We start from the raw sequence: 18,558 nt of genomic DNA on the forward strand, positions 1-18,558 counted from the left end.
TAAATTTATAGCCTTATTATAAAAATTTACTTCTTAATTGATGTTTCAGTCGATAAAATTGCAGCAATTCTAAAATATAAATTCCTATATTTTTAAAAGTAAACGAAAACTTTTATAATGGAGGCAACAATATGCTTAATCCGTTATAGGTTTCTTGTCTCTGATCGAAACGGACTGAATTTATATTTCCTGATAAAAAATGACTTGAAAATTTAAAATAACCTTAAAAAAAGAAAGTAAGTATAAATGAAAGACAATCAGACAAAAAAATATTATTGGGGAATAGGATTGGAAAACGAAACCTACATGCAATTTGAAGAATCCCTAATAGTTTCTGGTGAATTTATACAAGAAAAAATTGGTTTTGAGAAATACAGTATCGATTATAGAAAATGTTACAAGCCTGAAAGCTTAGCTCCTATTTTAAAGAAAGCTTTTGATGCCAACGAAAACTATACTGTGAGCCGAATGATGAACAGTCATTCACTGGAAAAACTCGATATCAATTATCAGCACAAAACAATATCGCCGGTAAAACCATTAATTGATACCGAAACTGGCGAAGTAAGCGCACAACCTACCGAAAATCCTGAATATTTAGGAAAATCGATCATGGAACTTTTCCTTGAAGATCAGCCGTACAACATTCAGAGTATGATTACCCAAAGAAACAAAACAATGGGTTCTGTACATTTTGATGGCGATTCGATCGAATTTGTAACCAAATATTTCGAAAACAGAACCATAGCGGAGTCTTGCAAAGAACTGAAAGCTACTAAAAAATTGTTCCTTGATAAAATCAATGAATCGTCTGTATTGAACGGAAAATTAAACTTTCCGGATTACAATAACGGACTTAATATGTTCATGACCAATCAGGAAAATCTGGTTTTGTTTAATAACGGAACGTACCATTTTCACATTACTTTACCGTCATTGACTGAGGACAGCCGAATTGTTGATTATAACGAATTCGAAAGAACACATGCCAATGCCATTTATTTATTGCAATGGTTTGAGCCTTTCTTTATTGCTACTCTTGGCAGTCCTGATATTATGGGCGTGATAAGTGATACTTACAGTCTTGATAAGAAATTTACTCTGGGTTCTATGCGAAATGCGATGTCTCGTTATATAGGCGTAGGAACGTATAATAAAGCAATGCCAAAGGGCAAAATTTTGACTTATAACGTAGACAATTTTAGAAAATTACTAAAATTTGAGAAAGAAGAAAACATTTGGTGGAGAGATCAGATCGAAGCTGATATGGAATACGAAATGCTTTCTGAGGTTGGTCTTGATTTTAATCAGGAAAAAATGTATCAAAGCGGTTTCGAATTCAGAAGTTTTGATGAGTTTCCGGCAGAATATTTAAATGATGTTCTTTTTGCTATTATTTTAATTTGCGAGCATTCATTAAATCTTCCTGATGTTCAATGGGGTCACGACAGCAAAGCATGGAATAATCTTGTTTTTAAAACTTTAAAAATGGGTTATGCTACAGAAATTAATACCGAAGAAAAGAACGAAGTTTTAGCTTTATTACAATTATTGAATCCTTCTGATGCTAATTACGAAACTCTAAAATCAGAGTTTGATGCTATCGTATTATTAGATGAGTTTTTCTTTAAAATTCTGGCCGTTTTACATGAAATGTACAAAGACAACAATATTTGTCTGGATGCGATGTACGGGCAAAAAACAAGTGTTCCGCCTACATGGAATAACTTTAATAAATACCAAACCGAAAGACATTTAAAGCAAATTGGCGCTTTCTGCGAAAATTAATAATTGCTGTAATTCATTATAATAAAAACATCCCATAAAGAAATTTCTTTATGGGATGTTTTACATTTAAAAAAGTGCGTTACGCTACTTCTTCTACTTTTAAGATTTCAAGTTTTAGATTTCCTTTTTTAGCAGGCCATTCTACAACATTTCCTTCTTTATATCCTACCATTGCTATACCTTCGTCTGAAAGAATAGAAATTCTGTTTTTACTTACTTTGTTTTTCTCAGGCCCTACAAACACAACCGTTTTTTCTACATTGGTTGCACAATCTTTATAAGTTACTCTTCTGTTTACAGAAACAATATCTTCCGGTAAATCTCTTCTTAATACCTGTGTGGCTTTTTTAAGTTCATTAAGCAATAACACTTCTTCTTCTGTTGTTACTTTTTTTCTTCTTACGTGATCTTTAATTAAATCGTATATTCCTGTTGTTAAAACGATATTTTGTGATTGTGACATAACTTTCTTGTTGCTCCAATTTCATAGGTAAGATAATAACTCTTCATTAAATCTCTTATAGCTCTTATGTAGTGTTGAATTCAATGATATCTTAATCCCAATAAAAATTGAAGATTAAATAAATGAGCATCGTGGATGAAAGTATCCCTGTCCAGAGTTATGACAGGGCTTAATTAATAAACTCTTTGGAACTTTTTAAGAAAGTATCGTCATGCAAATACAATAACGTGCCCATAAGGCTCATCAAGTCATTATTTGTTAAATAAAAATTTGAAATCGTCATTGCTTTTTTAATTGCATTTAATTGTTCGCAAGTTACTCCTTTTTTTGAAAGAAAAAACACTAAAAAACCTAAATAAAGCTTAAAATTGCTATTAAAATTGCACCTCCAGAAAATACCATTATAATCATAAAAAACAAAAAGAACGGTCTTTAAAAAACCCTCCTTTCATTTATAAATCAGAATATCAAATAGCAATAACTCTCGCTAAAATTATCTAATTATCTAATTATCTAATTAAAAATTCAAGGTATTATTTTATCGTTTCGTAATTGCCCGAACAATTCAAAAAACGAATCTTTGGTATCTTTATAGGTTGAGAAACCAAGTTTTCGGCTTCGTGACATGTCTGTCATTACTTCCAGAGGTCTTCCTAAATCAAGATCTGTATGCCATGCAGAAGCGAGTTGACTTAAATCTTCTTCTATTAATTGATGTTCTTTTGAAATTGTTTTCCAAATAGTTTCTTTTGTATTTAATGCTGTTTCAAGAGGTTTTATAGTTCCCTTATATCCTTCAAATTCTATTTGAAACCATTCTGCTATTTTTGGCCAAAGCCACTTCCATCTAAAAACATCTCCATTCGTGACATTAAAAGCTTCGTTATGAGCTGCAGGATTTGTTGCTGCCCAAATAATCTGATCTGCCAGAACTTTTGCATCTGTAACATCAGATATCCCATTCCATTGTGCTTCTGATCCCGGCCAAATAATCGGAATTCCTTCGCTTTTGCAAATACTGGCATAAACAGCCAATGTCGTTCCCATGTTCATCGCATTCCCAATCATTTTACCAATTAGCGTATGTGGTCTGTGTATGTTCCAGCTAAAACCATCTCTGGCGGCGGCTTCATAAACTTCATCTTCCTGAGCGTAATAAAAATTAGGCAGGTTTAAACGAGGTTGTTCTTCTCTTAAAGGCGTTTCTGGCAAAGTTCCCGTTGTAGCATAAGCATCAAACGGTCCTAAATAATGCTTTAAACCTGTAACCAACGAAACGTGCTGCACAGACTTTTTAGGAGATAAAACGTTTAATAAATTTCGAACCAAAGCACTATTTACTCTGATGTTTTCTTCTTCGGTATCATTTCGCATCCAGGTTGTAAAAAATACGTGCGTAGGTAAAACATCAATTAAAGCAGTTTCTAATGATTCATTATTTAATAAATCTGCGGCAATGGGTTTTAAACCTTTAATATCGTTTTTTGGATTTCGGGAAAGTCCATAAACAGTCCATCCTTTTTCCAGAAGTTTTTCAGCAAGATTACTTCCTGCAATACCGGTTGCTCCTACTACTAAAGCGATGTTTCCGGTTGTTTCCTGTATCGGTGAGTTTTTAGAATTCATAAGTAATTTATTTTTTTCAAAATTACTTTACAAACCCTGCTCAGGAAGATGACCTGAGGCAAGAAATTCACTTGATCTAAATCAATTATTTCTGATCGAAAATGATATTTCTTTTAAGACGGCTTAGTGTTTCAGGAGAAAGACCAAGATAAGATGCCAATAGATTTTGAGGAACCCGTTTAATTAAATCAGGATTGTTCTCTACTATATGTCTGTATTTTTCTTCTGCCGTGTGAGTATGCGAACTAATTAATCTTCTTTCTTTTGTAATTAAACTATTCTGAAAAAGCAATCGAAAATACCGATCCATTACCGGAACTTCTATCGTTAAATTTTCGAAATCTTCTCTGGTAATTAGCAATACTTCTGAATCTTCCATGGCATCAATACTATAAAAAGAAATTCCTCCGCTAAAAAAACTGCTCATGTCTGATGTCCACCAACCTTCCGGCGAAAACTGATTGATATGTTCATTGCCTTTATCATCGACATTATAAGCTTTTAAAAGTCCTTTCGAAACAAATGTCAGATAGTTACAAACGTGACCTTCAACCACTACAAATTGTTTTTTCTTTAGTTTTTTAGGTTTAAAGAAAGTTTTTATCAGCTCCTTTTCTTCTGGGGATAATTTGACTTTTTCTTCAAGATGTTTGAAAATTATATCGTACATTTTAAAATATTTTACTTTATGAATGATGAAGCACAACAAATGTATGCTATTTATTTTTTAACTTTCTCTTATAAAAAACCATATCAGGTAAAACTACTTAGTCTATTATTAATAAAAGATTTCTAATTTTATGTTTCTTTTCTATCTATAACTAATACCACTAAAATGGGAATATCTTCTGAAAATCAACCGATAAAAAGACCTGCAACGCCACTTAAAGAAGGGATTCCGGTCAGAAATGCAGGAATTGTTATTTTAAACAATTACATCCCCATGCTATTCGAAAGACTTCATCTTGTAGAGGATAGAAATTTTACTAATGTAGAAAATCAAAAAAAAGCTGTACAGTACTTACATTATGTTGTTACAGGATTTACCGAAACAGAAGAAATTTATTTACCCTTAAATAAAGTGCTTTGTGGTTTGTCTGTTAGCGACAGTGTTCCTGATAGAATTGAGATTACTGACGAAGAAGAGCATCTTATCAATGGCTTAATAAATACCGCCATTTCTTATTGGCAGGACATCGGCAGCACTTCTATAGATGGTTTTAGAGGAAATTGGCTCATTCGCGACGGAATACTTGTAGAGTTAGTGGATAGATGGGAACTTACAGTAGACAAAAAAGCTTACGATATCTTATTACATAAATCCCCTTTTGCTTTTTCAATTATAAAATACCCCTGGATGAGTAAACCTTTGCATGTCTACTGGCCTTATTAAAAAACTATAAAAACCACAAAAATTATGCCCTGGACTACTCTTCAAAACCTTTGGACACGTACCGTAAATCCTACTCAAGCACCTACTACAGAGGAAATAGAAAGCTGGAATAAAGAAATTAAAACCTTATACGAATTGGGTATTGGTATGGAAGAAACTTTGCAGTTTTTATACTTTGAAAAACCTGATTTCGAAACTTTTAAAAACTGGATTTCTGTCAAAAAAAGAAATCAAAATACTGATTCAGATGTTTTTACAGCTAATGTACTTTCAGAAGAAGATCTTGAATTTTGGAATAAAAACGGTTATATAGTCATAAAGGATGCCGTTTCGAAAGAAGATTGCGAAGCAACTCAACAAGCTATTTGGTTTTTTTTAGCAATGGATCCTGATATAAAAGAAAGTTGGTACAAAAGGCATGAAGATCAAAAAGGATTAATGCTTAATTTTTCGGATCATGAAACTTTAAATAAAAACAGGCTTTCGCCTAAAATAAAAAAAGCATACGAACAGCTTTACAATACAAAAGATATCTACAAAACCATTGACAAAGTAAGCTTTAACCCTCCTGAAACTGACGAATTTACTTTTTTAGGAAGTGCGCTTCATTGGGATACCAGCCTCAGACAACCTATAACATTTGGACTTCAGGGACTTCTTTATCTTACGGATTGTGGTGCAAATGATGGTGCCTTTCATTGTGTAGCGGGATTTCATAATAAAATAAATCATTGGCTAGATCATCTTGAACCAGATGAAAACCCAAGAGATAAAGCGATTGAAACCTTACAGGCTGAACCTATTTTAGGTAATGCCGGAGATTTTATCATCTGGGATAACCGATTGCCACATTGCGCCACTCCAAACAAAGGCAAAAGTCCGAGAATGGTGCAATATCTTACTTATCTGCCTAATGATTATAAGATTTCAAAAGGATGGCTATAAACCAGTAATTTTATCATTAATTTAAAAAATCTAAAAAATACAATTATCGATGGCGTTTTACTTTTAAACAAACTGATAATAATGCAATTGTGCGCTATAAATTCTATAATAATGTTGCTTTTGAAGTTGCTACATTTGTGTCTATTAATGATTTAAATAATGTATGATGACAACTTCAAATCACAAAAACAATATTTCGAGCGCCAGAACTTCAGAAAAAAAACCGGAGCTAAAGTCAACCTCATCAAGAAATAATGAAAAGACTACTATTGAAATAAAAAAAATCAGTCATAGCAAGTCATAATTATTAATACAATACCAATAAAGTTGAAATTACCCTTTTCGTATTATCTCAATCCGGATGTTATTTTTCTAGCCAAAGATCTTCTTGGTAAAGTTCTTTTTACCCAAATTGATGGTGTGGTAACTGCTGGTATTATCGTAGAAACCGAAGCTTATTTTGGTGTTCAGGATAAAGCATCACATGCCTATGGCGGACGCCGGACGAACAGAACCGAAACTCTTTATCAGCAAGGAGGCATTTCGTATGTATACTTATGCTACGGAATTCACTATCTTTTTAATATTGTAAGTTCTGTAGAAGGTGAACCACACGCAGTATTAATACGCGCCATTGAACCTCTTACAGGATTGGACATCATGGAAACCAGACGTAAGATTGCGGCCTCAAAAGCTGCGATATCTTCAGGTCCGGGATCTGCTGCCAAAGCTTTGGGAATCGACCGGACGTTTAACGAAAAAGAATTATCAGGCGAAGAAATCTGGATAGAAGATCATAATATTCGTTATACTCCTGACCAAATTGCCGCCGTACCACGAGTTGGTGTTGCTTATGCGCAGGAAGATGCGCTCCTGCCCTGGCGATTTTTTGTTATAAACAACAAATATGTAAGTAAACCCAACAAAATTTAATCATAATTATAAAGACAATTAAAAAGCTTATAAAAGTATCAAAGCTTTTTGAAGATTGTATTTATCTAACATTCAGCGCTCTTCTTAATTTATCTTTACAATAAAATAAACCTATTTATCGGGAAACCAACAATAAAAGTTTTAAAAAAAAGTTTTATTTCGTTCACAAAATCACTAACTTGTTTAGAAATAGATCATTCTTTTAACTATTAATGCTGTTTTCTGACAGGTATATAGCTTCATTTTCTTTAAATAAATTATAATAATGCAGCCGAAGAAATTTTTCTAACATCAAAAAAACAAATTTACTATGCGAGTATCAGTCATCCGTAAAGACATAAAATTCACCCCGGATTCTAAAAGAGTTGTTGCAAGATATTTTATGAATGGCGAAGAGCGGACCAAACAAATGGTCGCACGCATAATGATGCTGAACGAAAAGCAAGTGCTGGAAACTTTAGAACAGACACTTCGTGAATTTGCAAGACGCCACCGAAATATTTCGGCTATCTTTTTTAGACACTGCGAAAAAATAAAACCTATCATCGAAGCCATGCAAATAGATTACGAGGCCATGACTCTGGATCGAAAAATGCTTATAGGCTCTTATTGTACAATGGAATACGCCATAGAATCTGCTGCGATTTTTAATCCTTCGATCATAGAAGATTTTGATCAGTCTGGTCTTGAAGCTGGCGAAAAACGTGTGATTATTTCTTTTCGCGCAACAGGCGAAGGCCATATTTCATCTATAGTTTTCAGACGCGGAATTCTCGATAAAGACAACAATCTTCAGGTCATGAAAATTGGTCATAACATTGATAAAGCCGAAATCGAACATAAAACCTTATTCAATAAAGAGCGCTTTTTATTAAAGTTGTCCGAAATGCATACGCAGGACAGATATATTGCTCAAATTATGCAGGATTTGCCCAACGAGTTCGAGTTTGCCGTACTAAAAAGTATGGTAAATACTGCTTTAAGCGACCCTTCGATTCGTCAGGAAAGAAGAACAGCGCTTGAAGAAATACTTTGGCTTGCCGATTCGTTTTATGATTTGCAATTCAAACACGATTCTGATCTTACAGAACGCGTTATATTTCCGATATCTGAGTCCGAAAGCCGTGGTATCGAGGATGCACGTTTTGTACGTTTTGAAGATGATGATGGTTCAAGCCGCGTTATGGCCACTTATACCGCTTATAATGGTCATGCGATATTGCCTAAACTTATTTCCACAGAGGATTTTTACACCTTTAGGGTTATGCCTTTGCATGGCGCCGGAGCTCAGAATAAAAACCTGGCTTTGTTTCCAAGAAAAATAAAAGGCAAATATGCCATGCTTTCGCGAATAGACGGTGTAAACAATTACATCATGTATTCTGACAGGGTTACACAATGGAATGTTCCTATCTTACTTCAGGAACCACGTTATCCTTGGGAGTTTACACAAATAGGAAATTGCGGTTCGCCACTCTGGACACCTGATGGATGGCTTGTTATAACGCATGGCGTTGGTACAATGCGACGTTATTGTATTGGTGCCTCATTATTAGATCTTGAAGATCCGTCTATAGAAATAGGAAGACTTTCTGAACCCTTGCTTTCTCCGCTTGAAGACGAGCGAGAAGGTTATGTACCGAATGTTGTCTATTCTTGTGGCGCGATCATACACAACAATAGCCTGATATTGCCTTATGCGGTTTCTGATTATTCTTCTACTTATGCCGTAGTCAATATGGATGAATTGATAGATGCGCTTAAAAAAAGTAAATAATTATGGTTTGAAAAGATGTTGGTATCAATATCTTTTTCTGTGTAATGAAATAGAATGAGAAAGCTTTTTTTAAGAAATAAAATGGCTGTAAACGCAATAAATACAATAATTGAATGTTCTATAAGTAGCAATTAACTGGTTTTATTTTTTTAAGACATCATTGCCATTTATATATTAAATATTTAAAATTTATGAAAAAAATAGTATTTCTATTCTCTATATTAGGTCTCTCTTTACAAGGATATTCGCAAAAAGAAATAAAAGATAAATACAAACCAATTCCGGCTAAAAACTCTGAAATAAAAGAACCATTGCCGCCAACAGAGACTCCCCCAAACGATCCGCCTCCGTTAAAAGAATCGACCGTTTTAAAAATAAATCCGGAAGATCTTTATAAAAATAATATTTTGTACAAGCCAGAAGCAAATGTAGAAGGTATTTTTTACAGAAGAAATGAATATTTAGGAGGTTTTGTAACCAATTCATCTACTTCTACAGTTCGTTATCGTGATGCTGCTTTTGTCGATGGCGATAAAATCAGGGTGCTTTTGAATGATAAAGTTATCGAAACAGAAGTACTTCTGGATGGTGAATTTCAGGGGTTTAAAATAAACCTGGTAAAAGGAATTAACAAAATTGATTTTGAAGCTTTAAATGAAGGTTCTGCTTCGCCAAATACCGCTGAATTTCAGGTTTATGATGATAAAGGAGCTGTTATTCAGGCAAGCCAATGGAATGTTGGTACGGGTTATAAAGCGACCATTATTTTATATAAAGAATAAAAACCGAGTATTTCAAAATTCAACTCCGCTTTAAGGTTTAATCATTTTTTGAATGCCATACTATTGTAATTTTAAATTATACTATAGTATGGCATTCACTATTTCAGCATTCATCATTATGCGATCAGGCAAAAATAAATAGTGACCACAATAATTATAATAGCCGAAATATAAATTCTACGTATAACACGCTTATGATCACGTTCTATCTTGGCTATTCTCTCGTTTAGTCTTTTATTTTCGTCATCAATTATTTTTTGATATTTATCTTCCATCATTTCAACATTTTATCTTTCGTTCACTTACATACGAATCATTTTACTTATTGGTTTTGTGATAGTTACAAATCAATACTAGACGTTTTGGAGAAAAGTAAACTCATTTTTTTTTTACCGCTCCAAAAGTTTTAGAGTTGGTCTACAGTTAGAATTTACAATCAGTTTTATCTTTTACTATTCATTTTCAAACTAATATTACGGTTTAGAATATATCTTAAAAATCCAGAGATGATCTTCCAACAAAAATTATCTCAATAAAATCAATTTCCTGTTTTTATATCTCAATATAAATGATACATTTATATTCCGAATTTTAGTGCTGGCGTTGGTTCTTTAACGCGTACAAAGCAAAATTGATTGCTCAAAATCTACTATATCGCATTATGTAATAATAGTGCAAAAAACATACTTATTTATTTCGCTCAGGCACGTAAAGTAGAGAAATTCAGAAAAAACAAAAGTGACATTTTTAAGACAGCAATACTTTATCAGACGAGTTCGGATTGCATCACTTTAATTAATTATCAAAAACAAATTATTAAATAAAAATGGAAAAAGATTTACTTTTAATGGGAGCCAATGCTTTACGAAAAGCAGCCTTGAATGAACATGCAAAAGAATATATTTTATCAAACGAAGTATTGTTTAAAACCATAAAAAAAGCAGCCGATCGCTTTATTGGTGGTGAAACACTCGAAGAAACCATTACCAAAGTAAAAGAACAAAACAAACAGGCTTTTAAATGTTCTATGGAGTTTATGGGCGAAAATACACTTACGGAACAAGAAGCAATTAATGCCACGAATGAGTTTATCAGGATTGCTCAGGAAATTAAAACGCAGCAATTAAATTCGACAGTTTCTCTTGATCTTTCGCATATCGGATTATCAATTTCAAAAGATTTGTGTTTTAATAATTTAAGTTTAATATGTCAGGAAGCCGAACAAAAGAATATCGAAGTAACCATTAGTGCAGAAAATATCGAAATAACAGATGCGGTTATTGATATGTACAAATTGGCTTCTCAAACTTTCAGCAATACCTCGATAACACTTCAGGCTTATTTGCACAGATCGAAAGATGATTTTGAAGATTTAATACAACAAAACGGAAGGATCAGAATGGTTAAGGGCGCTTTTGAAACTCCTAAAGACGTTTCGATTGCAAGAGGAGCTGAACTTGATGAACGTTATTTGTATTATGTAGATCAATTATTATCCAGAAATCACATTTGTGCAATTGCTACGCATCATGATCTTATTCAGAAAGAAGTAGTTGCCTTAGTAAATCATTATAAAACAAGCAAGGATTTATATGAATTTGAAAGTTTATACGGAATTCAGAACCAACAACTTATTGCTTTAAAAGAACAGGGATATCCAACAAAACTGTATTTTGTTTATGGCAAAGAATGGTATTTGTATTTGTGTAACCGAATTGCAGAATATCCTTTGAATATATTTCAGGCTTTAGACGATATTGTAAATTAAGATTTTACAATTGCTATTATAACATAAAAAAATCATCACCTATACAATAAACTTGTACAGATGATGATTTTTTATTTTGAGTAAGAACTACTCTGCTCCTCCGCCTAATGCGCGATATAAGTTGATTGCTGCGTTTAGTTTTTCTAATTTTATGGCAACAACATCAAGATCATTTTGCAAAGCACTATTTTGCGCTACAATAACCTCAAGATAAGTCGCCATTCCGCTTTTGTACAACAAATTGGCATCATGCGTTGCTTTATCTAAAGAAACCGACTTTTCTGTAGCAAGTTCCATTCGTTTATCAGCATTTTTTAGTTTTGACATGGCATCAGAAACTTCTCCAACAGCGACAATAAAAGATTGTTTGAACTGAACAACTGCTTTCTCCTGTTCCAGAACGGCAATTTCATACGCTGTTCTTAACTGACGTTTTTTAAATATGGGCTGTACCAAATTAGCTGCAATGGTTTTGGTAACTGAACCTGGAAAATTAAACCAGGTATCAAATTCAAACGAATTAATCCCAATTGAAGGACTCAGACTCAACGTTGGATACATGGTGGCTTTTGCAAGTCCGGTTTTAGCATTGGCAGACATAACGGCATATTCAGCAGCTTTTACATCCGGTCTTCGGCTTAAAAGCGATACCGGAACTCCTGAAGATAAGGTAACATTCAATTCTGCTACGTCAAGATTTCCTGAACGTGTAATGCTATCAGGATATTCACCGCATAAAATTTGCAATGCATTTTCCTGAACCGCTATATTTGCCTCTGCTAAAGGAACCAACAATTCTGCTGTTTTTTTCTGAGCTTCTGTCTGATAAAGCGCTAACGAACTAATCAATCCTGATTTGTACTGCATCTGCATCATACTCAAAGTACTATTGCTCAAATCAATATTTTTTTGTGCAATTTTAAGCTGCTCGTCTAATCCTAAAAGGTTGTAATACGACTGAGCCACCTGCACAATAATTCTCGTTTTTAAGGCCGAAAGATTTTCTTTCTGTGCAAAATAACCTGCCTTAGCGTCTCTCTTTTGCATAGCTGCTTTTCCCCAGATATCGGCTTCCCATGATAATCTAAGATTGGCGCTATAATCGTCCAGATAATCTTTGCTGGTAAATTGTGCGCTTAAAGAACCATTTAAGGAATTTTTAGACTGATAGCTACGGCTTGCTCCTGCATCAAAATCAAGGGTTGGCAATAATGATAATTTTGCCTGTTTGTATGTAAGATCAAGCTGTTCCATGCTTTTCATCGCGATAAGCACCTCGTTGTTTTTAACGAGGGCTTTTTCGATCAAACTCACCAGCATCGGATCTTTGTAATAACTTTTCCAGGGATGCAAAATGGTATCTCCGGTTAATGTTATGTCTTCACGATATTTCTCAGGCGCGTTTAAATCTGCTCGGGAATATTTCTTTCCTACAACGCATGATGTTAAAACCATACCTGTAAATAAACTAATTCCGATATTATATAATACTTTCATTATTCTTCTTTTATAGTTTGAATTACGATCTTTTTACCTGACACTTTTTCCTGTAAATACTGAAAGAGGATAAAAAGTAACGGAATTACAAAAACTCCTAAAACTACTCCGCTAAACATTCCGATAGCGGCACTTACACTTATCGATCTGTTTCCTACTGCTGTTCCTCCAGAGGCAAACATCAACGGAATCATCCCCACAATAAAAGCCAGCGATGTCATGATAATTGGTCTTAATCTCGATCTTGCTCCTTCTATCGCAGCCTCGGCAATAGATAAACCTGCATAACGTCTCTGAAGCGCAAATTCTACAATAAGAATCGCATTTTTAGCCAAAAGCCCCACAAGCATGATCAATCCCACCTGAACATAAATATTGTTATCAAGTCCTACTGCTTTAACTCCTGCAAAGGCGCCCAAAATTCCTGTTGGGATCGATAATAATACGGCAAGAGGCAATAAATAACTTTCGTATTGTGCTGCCAGTAAAAAGAATACAAACAACAGACACAATCCAAAAATGGCTATGGTTTGGTTTCCTCCCGCTTTTTCTTCAAGACTTAATCCTGTCCATTCGTAACTGTAATCAGACGGTAATTTATCCAGAACCGTTTCAAGATTCCCCATAATTTGTCCGTTACTAAATCCAGGTAATGCAACTGCCGTAATATTTACCGAATTGTATAAATTGTAACGGTTTACTGATTCCGGGCCATACACTTTACGTAGTTTTACGAGTGATTTTACCGGTACCATTTCCATTTTGGCATTTCGAACAAATATTTCGTTGAATGCATCCTGATCTGTTCTGAAAATCCCATCAGCTTTGACATTCACTCTGTAAAATTTCCCAAATCTTGAAAAATCGGCCGATTGATCTCCGGCGAAATAAGTCTGAATGTTGCCTAACATTTCACGAATGTTCACGCCCATTTGGCTTGCTTTTTCTTCATCAACTTCTAATTCAAGCTGCGGATAATCTGCTCTAAAAGTAGTATACGCATATTGTACTCCGGGTTGTTGCATAATTTGCCCAATTACTTTATCAGCCATAGCTTTTAATGTAGCAGGATCACGTGCTGTTCTGTCCTGTAGCACGATCTCGGCACCACTGGTTACTCCAAATCCTTCTACCGGCGGCATTCTTAATACCATAATCTGACCTTCTTTTATGACAGATAATTTGGCATTAACCATGTTCAGAATTTCATCGATATCCTTAACGGCACCTCTTTCTTTTTTAGGTTTTAATTTTATAAATCCTAATCCGTAAGCTGTACTGGCACTATTACTTAAAATGTTGAAACCTGTAATACTTGTATTAACATCAATCGCTTCAATAGTTTCAAGTTCTTTTTCCATTTTCTGTACGACTTCTGTAGTACGATCTAACGCTGTTCCTGGCGGCATTGACAAACTATAAAGCATGAATCCGTCATCTTCCATTGGAACAAAACTTTTTGGAGTACTCATCATCATCATTACCGCGATGGCGCTTATTCCTAAAACTAATCCTCCGGCAAGCCATTTTCTGCCAATAAGAAAACGAACTCCCTTGATATACTTACCGGTTAAGTTGTTGAAACCTGAATTAAACCCGATGAAAAAACGTTCTTTGAATCCGTTATTATGATCGTCTCCTTCGTGTTTACCACTATGGCTATTCTTTAAAAGAAGTGCACATAATGCCGGAGTAAGCGTTAATGCATTTACTGCCGATATGATAATCGCAATGGCCAAAGTATAAGCAAACTGCTTGTAGAAAATCCCTGATGATCCGGTCATGAAACCAATTGGAATAAATACTGCCGACATTACAAGCGTGATCGAAACAACTGCTCCTGTAATCTCTGCCATAGCACTATGCGTTGCTTCTTTAGCCGAAAGGCTTGAATCTTCTTCCATTTTACTGTGAACGGCTTCGACGACCACAATCGCATCATCGACGACAATACCAATGGCGAGAACCAAAGCAAAAAGCGTCAAAATATTGATGGTAAAACCAAATACCAACAGGAAGAAAAAAGTACCTACAATCGCTACCGGAACCGCAATGGCCGGAATAATTGTAGAACGAATGTCCTGAAGAAATATAAAAACAACGATAAACACCAGCACAAAAGCTTCTAATAAAGTCGATTTTACCTGTCCTGTCGCTTCATCCAGTCTTTCTTTGGTACTCATTACATTGACATACTTGATGCCCGGAGGAAAGGATTTCGATAATCTTTCTACTTCTTTATTGATTCCGATTTCGATATCATTCGCATTCGAACCTGATGTTTGTAAAATTGCCATTGTTACGGCATTTTTAGAGTTTGATTTGTTGTCTCCACTATACGAAATCGAACCAAATTCTACTCTTGCTACATCTTTAAGCCTTAAGATATTATTGCCATCAGTTTTTACGACAATGTTTTCATATTGCTCAGGTTTGTTTTTCTTTCCCTTATATCGAATAACGTATTCTAATGCCGCTTTTGATTCTTCTCCCAGTTTTCCCGGAGCCGACTCTAAACTTTGATCTGCAATGGCACGTGTAACATCTGAAGGTACTAAACCTGCATTGGCCATTTTTCGGGGATCAAGCCAAACACGCATCGAATAATCTTTTTGTCCAAAAATCTGCACTTGCCCAACACCCGGAACACGCTTTATTTGCGGTACCAGATTAATGTTGGCATAATTTTGAAGGAACAATTCGTCGTACTTCGCATTATCATCTGTATAAAGGTTAAAAATAACGATCATACTATTTTGCTGTTTCGAAGTCGTAAGTCCCATTCTGATAACTTCCTGAGGTAATTTTGGCGTTGCCTGCTGTACTCTGTTTTGCACGTTTACAGCAGCCTGATCAGGATCAACACCTTGTTTGAAAATTACGCTTATCGAAAAAGATCCGTCATTACTCGCAGTAGATTTAATGTACTGCATGTTCTCTACCCCGTTGATTTGTTCTTCAAGTGGCGTTACCACAGAACGTATAACGGTCTCACTATTTCCTCCGGGATAAGAACCACTTACCATTACGGTTGGTGGCGAAATATCAGGGAATCTGGTTACCGATAATCTTGTAAGACCTATGATACCTAATATCACCAATACAATGGAGATAACTGTAGCCAATACAGGCCTGTCTATTATTTTTTTTAACATGGAAATGTTATTTATATTAAAACCAAAAAATTAATTTTTAACTGGCGATTTTGCCGCAGTTTTTGGCACTACTTCGCTACCATCATAAAGCAGATCGATATTGTTTAATGCAATCTTATCACCTGACTTTACGCCGCTTTTTACGAAATAATCTGTACCTGCGCTGCCGGCAATTTCGATAGGAACCATCGCCACTTTATTGCCTGCTTTTAAAACATAAACAAAGAATTTATCCTGTATGTCTTTTACGCTTGCCATCGGAACTGTAATTACTGAACTTAAACTACTATTAAGCACCACACGGGCAGAACCTCCCGAACGCAACTGCTTTTTAGGATTTGAGAAAACTGCTTTTAATGCAATAGTTCCTGTTGTACGGTCTATATTACCACTCGCTACTTCCAGTTTTCCCTGATGTTCGTATACGCTGTCATCCGCCAGGATTAAACTAACGGTTTGGTTTGATTTTGAATCTTTAGCAAAAGCCAGGTAATCGGCCTCGCTCAAAGAGAAGTACACAAAAACAGTATTGATCTCAGAAAGAATCGTTAGCGGCACCACATCTGTTGGTGTAACCAGATTCCCCACACGATTCGGGATTCTGCTGATGTAACCGCTTACAGGTGCTTTGATCAAAGAAAAATCTGCGTTAAGTTGTGAAGATCCCAATGCTGCTTTTGCCTGCGCCACCTGAGCTGTTGCAGCATCATAATTTGCCTGTGCCGTTTTTAGCTGCATGTCTGAATATACTTTGGCTTCGACAAGCGGCTTTATTTTTTCGATTTCGAGTTTGGCATTGGCAAGGTTTGCCAAAGCGCTTTTATAAGCAGCACGGCTATTGTTTACCTGCTCTGCGTAAACATCTCCTTTAATTTTAAATAGTGATTGTCCTTTGGTAACATAATCACCTTCTTTTACATAAATCGCTTCAAGATAACCTGAAACCTGCGCTTTTATGTCAACATTTACGGTACCTTCTATAATACCGGGATATTTTTTTTCTACTTCGCCGGTGATCGATTTAGCCTCAAAAAAATCGACTTCAGGTTTTGGAGGTGCTAAACCTTCCTGCCCGCTTTTGCCACATGAAGAAAAGCTAATGATAATCAATAAAACTACCATTTTGCTGAGTGTTTTATTATTTTGGAAAATTTGTTTTGTCATTTTATTTCACTTTTAATGAATACATAGGATTTGACGACAAAATAACAACCCAAAGACCTCATAAATTAAGGTAAGTTTACCCAACCGTATTTTTTTGATGCTGAAACGAAAAATAGGTCAACCGAGAAAAATAGTAGGCTGACAGTGCTGTAATAAAGATTTAATCGAAAGATTTGTAAATAGTCACGGGTCTTTTTTTACCGCGCAAAATAGTGGTTTCGATCGCTGTAAAATTATCCTGATCAAAAGAAGTTAATTGTTCGAAAAAGGACTGGGTAATAAGAAGGTTTGTTTTATAATCGTTGCATAAATCACGAACGCGGGCTGCGGTGCTAAGAACATCGCCATGATATGCAATCTCGGTTTTGATTTGTCCAATTTCGGCAACGGTTACAAGACCTTCGTTGATCGAAGCTTTGAATCTTGGCACTAATCCAAACTTTTGCTGGTACATCTTTTTCTTTTCAAGCAATCTAACGGAAAAAGCATCATATAATTCAATACATTGATGTCTTTTAAAACCTTCTTTTACTTTCCAGGTCAGTACTGCTTCATCGCCCACATATTGGTAGACTTCGGCATCATATTCAATTAAAATTTCAGATAAATCCGTAAAGCATTCCTGCAACAAAAGACTGTAATTGTAATGCCCTACTTCTTCTGCCACTGTCGCCGAAGAACACATATCCAAAAACATAAAAACCCTGTATTCTACGACCGGAATCATATAATTGCCGCGTAAAATATTCTTAAAATAGTTATTGCCCAATCTTCGGCTAAAAGCCTGCAAAAGTGTGATAAAAATGTGTACGATTAGGCAATAGGTCGTAAAGCAAATCAGCCATTTTGCATTGACCTGAAGTGTAAACAAATTATTAATGTTTATAAAATGTACTTTGTTAAGTTCGAGCACGATCAAAAGTCCGAGGAAACAGACTATTATAAACAAAAGGCTTCGAAGTAATGTAGTCAGTAATATGCCGTAATTATGAAAGAATCTGGGGTATACAAATTCCTGCAACAGAAACAGAATCGTTCCCATAAAAACTCCGACAGTCAAGGCTCCCATTATCTCTGAAAGTAAAAAATCCTTTGCACAAATTTTATGAGCATCAAAGAAAGCTTCATCGATCATGCTGTATGTCATGAAGACATAGAACAAAAACGCAGCTATCCAAAGTGCTATAATTTGCAGGTATTCTTTAAATTTTAAAAATGTTTTTAGGGAGTATTTCATTAACGATAATTTTGATGCAACTCAAATCAA

Annotated in this window: 14 protein-coding genes; 7 read left to right on the top strand and 7 right to left on the bottom strand. The window is 35.0% G+C overall.

The genetic code is table 11. The features are described 5' to 3' along the window. Positions 1 to 246 precede the first annotated feature (246 nt). A complete protein-coding gene (locus FLACOL7796_RS02705) occupies positions 247 to 1,788 on the top strand; it encodes a hypothetical protein (protein ID WP_173969295.1) in 1,542 nt (513 codons plus the stop codon). Between the two features lie 79 nt (positions 1,789 to 1,867). On the opposite strand, the gene FLACOL7796_RS02710 is transcribed toward FLACOL7796_RS02705, so the two are convergent. The 3 genes from FLACOL7796_RS02710 to FLACOL7796_RS02720 all read right to left on the bottom strand — a co-directional run bounded on the left by FLACOL7796_RS02710 (position 1,868) and on the right by FLACOL7796_RS02720 (position 4,547). Then, positions 1,868 to 2,251, bottom strand: a complete 384-nt coding sequence (locus FLACOL7796_RS02710; protein WP_173969296.1) for a GreA/GreB family elongation factor — start codon at positions 2,249 to 2,251, stop codon at positions 1,868 to 1,870. A gap of 525 nt (positions 2,252 to 2,776) precedes the next feature. Continuing rightward, positions 2,777 to 3,877 (bottom strand): SDR family oxidoreductase, encoded by a 1,101-nt coding sequence (locus tag FLACOL7796_RS02715; RefSeq protein WP_173969297.1) that lies wholly within the window; start codon positions 3,875 to 3,877, stop codon positions 2,777 to 2,779. Between the two features lie 85 nt (positions 3,878 to 3,962). Beyond that, on the bottom strand, positions 3,963 to 4,547 hold the full coding sequence (locus FLACOL7796_RS02720; RefSeq protein WP_173969298.1) for a Crp/Fnr family transcriptional regulator: 585 nt from the start codon (positions 4,545 to 4,547) through the stop codon (positions 3,963 to 3,965). A 165-nt stretch (positions 4,548 to 4,712) separates the two neighbouring features. On the opposite strand from FLACOL7796_RS02720, the gene FLACOL7796_RS02725 reads away from it, so the two are divergent. From FLACOL7796_RS02725 to FLACOL7796_RS02750, 6 genes are all read left to right on the top strand, one after another. After that, positions 4,713 to 5,270, top strand: coding sequence for a contractile injection system tape measure protein (locus FLACOL7796_RS02725; protein WP_173969299.1), 558 nt, complete (start codon positions 4,713 to 4,715; stop codon positions 5,268 to 5,270). A gap of 24 nt (positions 5,271 to 5,294) precedes the next feature. After that, on the top strand, positions 5,295 to 6,215 hold the full coding sequence (locus tag FLACOL7796_RS02730; protein WP_173969300.1) for a phytanoyl-CoA dioxygenase family protein: 921 nt from the start codon (positions 5,295 to 5,297) through the stop codon (positions 6,213 to 6,215). 327 nt (positions 6,216 to 6,542) lie between these two features. Beyond that, on the top strand, positions 6,543 to 7,148 hold the full coding sequence (locus FLACOL7796_RS02735) for a DNA-3-methyladenine glycosylase (RefSeq protein ID WP_173969301.1): 606 nt from the start codon (positions 6,543 to 6,545) through the stop codon (positions 7,146 to 7,148). 310 nt (positions 7,149 to 7,458) lie between these two features. After that, positions 7,459 to 8,925, top strand: coding sequence for a glycoside hydrolase family 130 protein (locus tag FLACOL7796_RS02740; RefSeq protein WP_173969302.1), 1,467 nt, complete (start codon positions 7,459 to 7,461; stop codon positions 8,923 to 8,925). A 191-nt stretch (positions 8,926 to 9,116) separates the two neighbouring features. Continuing rightward, positions 9,117 to 9,707, top strand: a complete 591-nt coding sequence (locus FLACOL7796_RS02745) for a hypothetical protein (protein WP_173969303.1) — start codon at positions 9,117 to 9,119, stop codon at positions 9,705 to 9,707. Positions 9,708 to 10,533: 826 nt separating this feature from the next. Beyond that, positions 10,534 to 11,475, top strand: a complete 942-nt coding sequence (locus FLACOL7796_RS02750; RefSeq protein WP_173969304.1) for a proline dehydrogenase family protein — start codon at positions 10,534 to 10,536, stop codon at positions 11,473 to 11,475. An 87-nt stretch (positions 11,476 to 11,562) separates the two neighbouring features. Here the strand turns inward: FLACOL7796_RS02750 and FLACOL7796_RS02755 are convergent, their stop codons facing one another. The 4 genes from FLACOL7796_RS02755 to FLACOL7796_RS02770 all read right to left on the bottom strand — a co-directional run bounded on the left by FLACOL7796_RS02755 (position 11,563) and on the right by FLACOL7796_RS02770 (position 18,528). Continuing rightward, the gene (locus FLACOL7796_RS02755; protein WP_173969305.1) at positions 11,563 to 12,972 is read right to left on the bottom strand and encodes an efflux transporter outer membrane subunit; all 1,410 of its coding nucleotides are present in this window, start codon (positions 12,970 to 12,972) and stop codon (positions 11,563 to 11,565) included. Next, positions 12,972 to 16,127 (bottom strand): efflux RND transporter permease subunit, encoded by a 3,156-nt coding sequence (locus FLACOL7796_RS02760; RefSeq protein WP_173969306.1) that lies wholly within the window; start codon positions 16,125 to 16,127, stop codon positions 12,972 to 12,974. Before FLACOL7796_RS02760 ends, FLACOL7796_RS02755 begins: the two co-directional genes overlap by 1 nt. Before the next feature lie 30 nt (positions 16,128 to 16,157). Beyond that, a complete protein-coding gene (locus FLACOL7796_RS02765) occupies positions 16,158 to 17,291 on the bottom strand; it encodes an efflux RND transporter periplasmic adaptor subunit (RefSeq protein ID WP_173969307.1) in 1,134 nt (377 codons plus the stop codon). A gap of 160 nt (positions 17,292 to 17,451) precedes the next feature. Further along, positions 17,452 to 18,528: an adenylate/guanylate cyclase domain-containing protein gene (locus tag FLACOL7796_RS02770; protein ID WP_173969308.1), complete on the bottom strand. Its 1,077-nt coding sequence runs from the start codon at positions 18,526 to 18,528 to the stop codon at positions 17,452 to 17,454. Positions 18,529 to 18,558 lie beyond the last annotated feature (30 nt).

This window comes from Flavobacterium bizetiae (assembly GCF_902804475.1).
Classification (GTDB): Bacteria; Bacteroidota; Bacteroidia; order Flavobacteriales; family Flavobacteriaceae; genus Flavobacterium; species Flavobacterium bizetiae.

Excerpts from the sequence above, each read along its gene's own strand:
- FLACOL7796_RS02705 (WP_173969295.1), top strand. The coding sequence starts at position 247 with ATGAAAGACAATCAGACAAAAAAATATTATTGGGGAATAGGATTGGAA.
- FLACOL7796_RS02710 (WP_173969296.1), bottom strand. The coding sequence starts at position 2,251 with ATGTCACAATCACAAAATATCGTTTTAACAACAGGAATATACGATTTA.
- FLACOL7796_RS02715 (WP_173969297.1), bottom strand. The coding sequence starts at position 3,877 with ATGAATTCTAAAAACTCACCGATACAGGAAACAACCGGAAACATCGCT.
- FLACOL7796_RS02720 (WP_173969298.1), bottom strand. The coding sequence starts at position 4,547 with ATGTACGATATAATTTTCAAACATCTTGAAGAAAAAGTCAAATTATCC.
- FLACOL7796_RS02725 (WP_173969299.1), top strand. The coding sequence starts at position 4,713 with ATGGGAATATCTTCTGAAAATCAACCGATAAAAAGACCTGCAACGCCA.
- FLACOL7796_RS02730 (WP_173969300.1), top strand. The coding sequence starts at position 5,295 with ATGCCCTGGACTACTCTTCAAAACCTTTGGACACGTACCGTAAATCCT.
- FLACOL7796_RS02740 (WP_173969302.1), top strand. The coding sequence starts at position 7,459 with ATGCGAGTATCAGTCATCCGTAAAGACATAAAATTCACCCCGGATTCT.
- FLACOL7796_RS02745 (WP_173969303.1), top strand. The coding sequence starts at position 9,117 with ATGAAAAAAATAGTATTTCTATTCTCTATATTAGGTCTCTCTTTACAA.
- FLACOL7796_RS02750 (WP_173969304.1), top strand. The coding sequence starts at position 10,534 with ATGGAAAAAGATTTACTTTTAATGGGAGCCAATGCTTTACGAAAAGCA.
- FLACOL7796_RS02755 (WP_173969305.1), bottom strand. The coding sequence starts at position 12,972 with ATGAAAGTATTATATAATATCGGAATTAGTTTATTTACAGGTATGGTT.
- FLACOL7796_RS02760 (WP_173969306.1), bottom strand. The coding sequence starts at position 16,127 with ATGTTAAAAAAAATAATAGACAGGCCTGTATTGGCTACAGTTATCTCC.
- FLACOL7796_RS02765 (WP_173969307.1), bottom strand. The coding sequence starts at position 17,291 with ATGACAAAACAAATTTTCCAAAATAATAAAACACTCAGCAAAATGGTA.
- FLACOL7796_RS02770 (WP_173969308.1), bottom strand. The coding sequence starts at position 18,528 with ATGAAATACTCCCTAAAAACATTTTTAAAATTTAAAGAATACCTGCAA.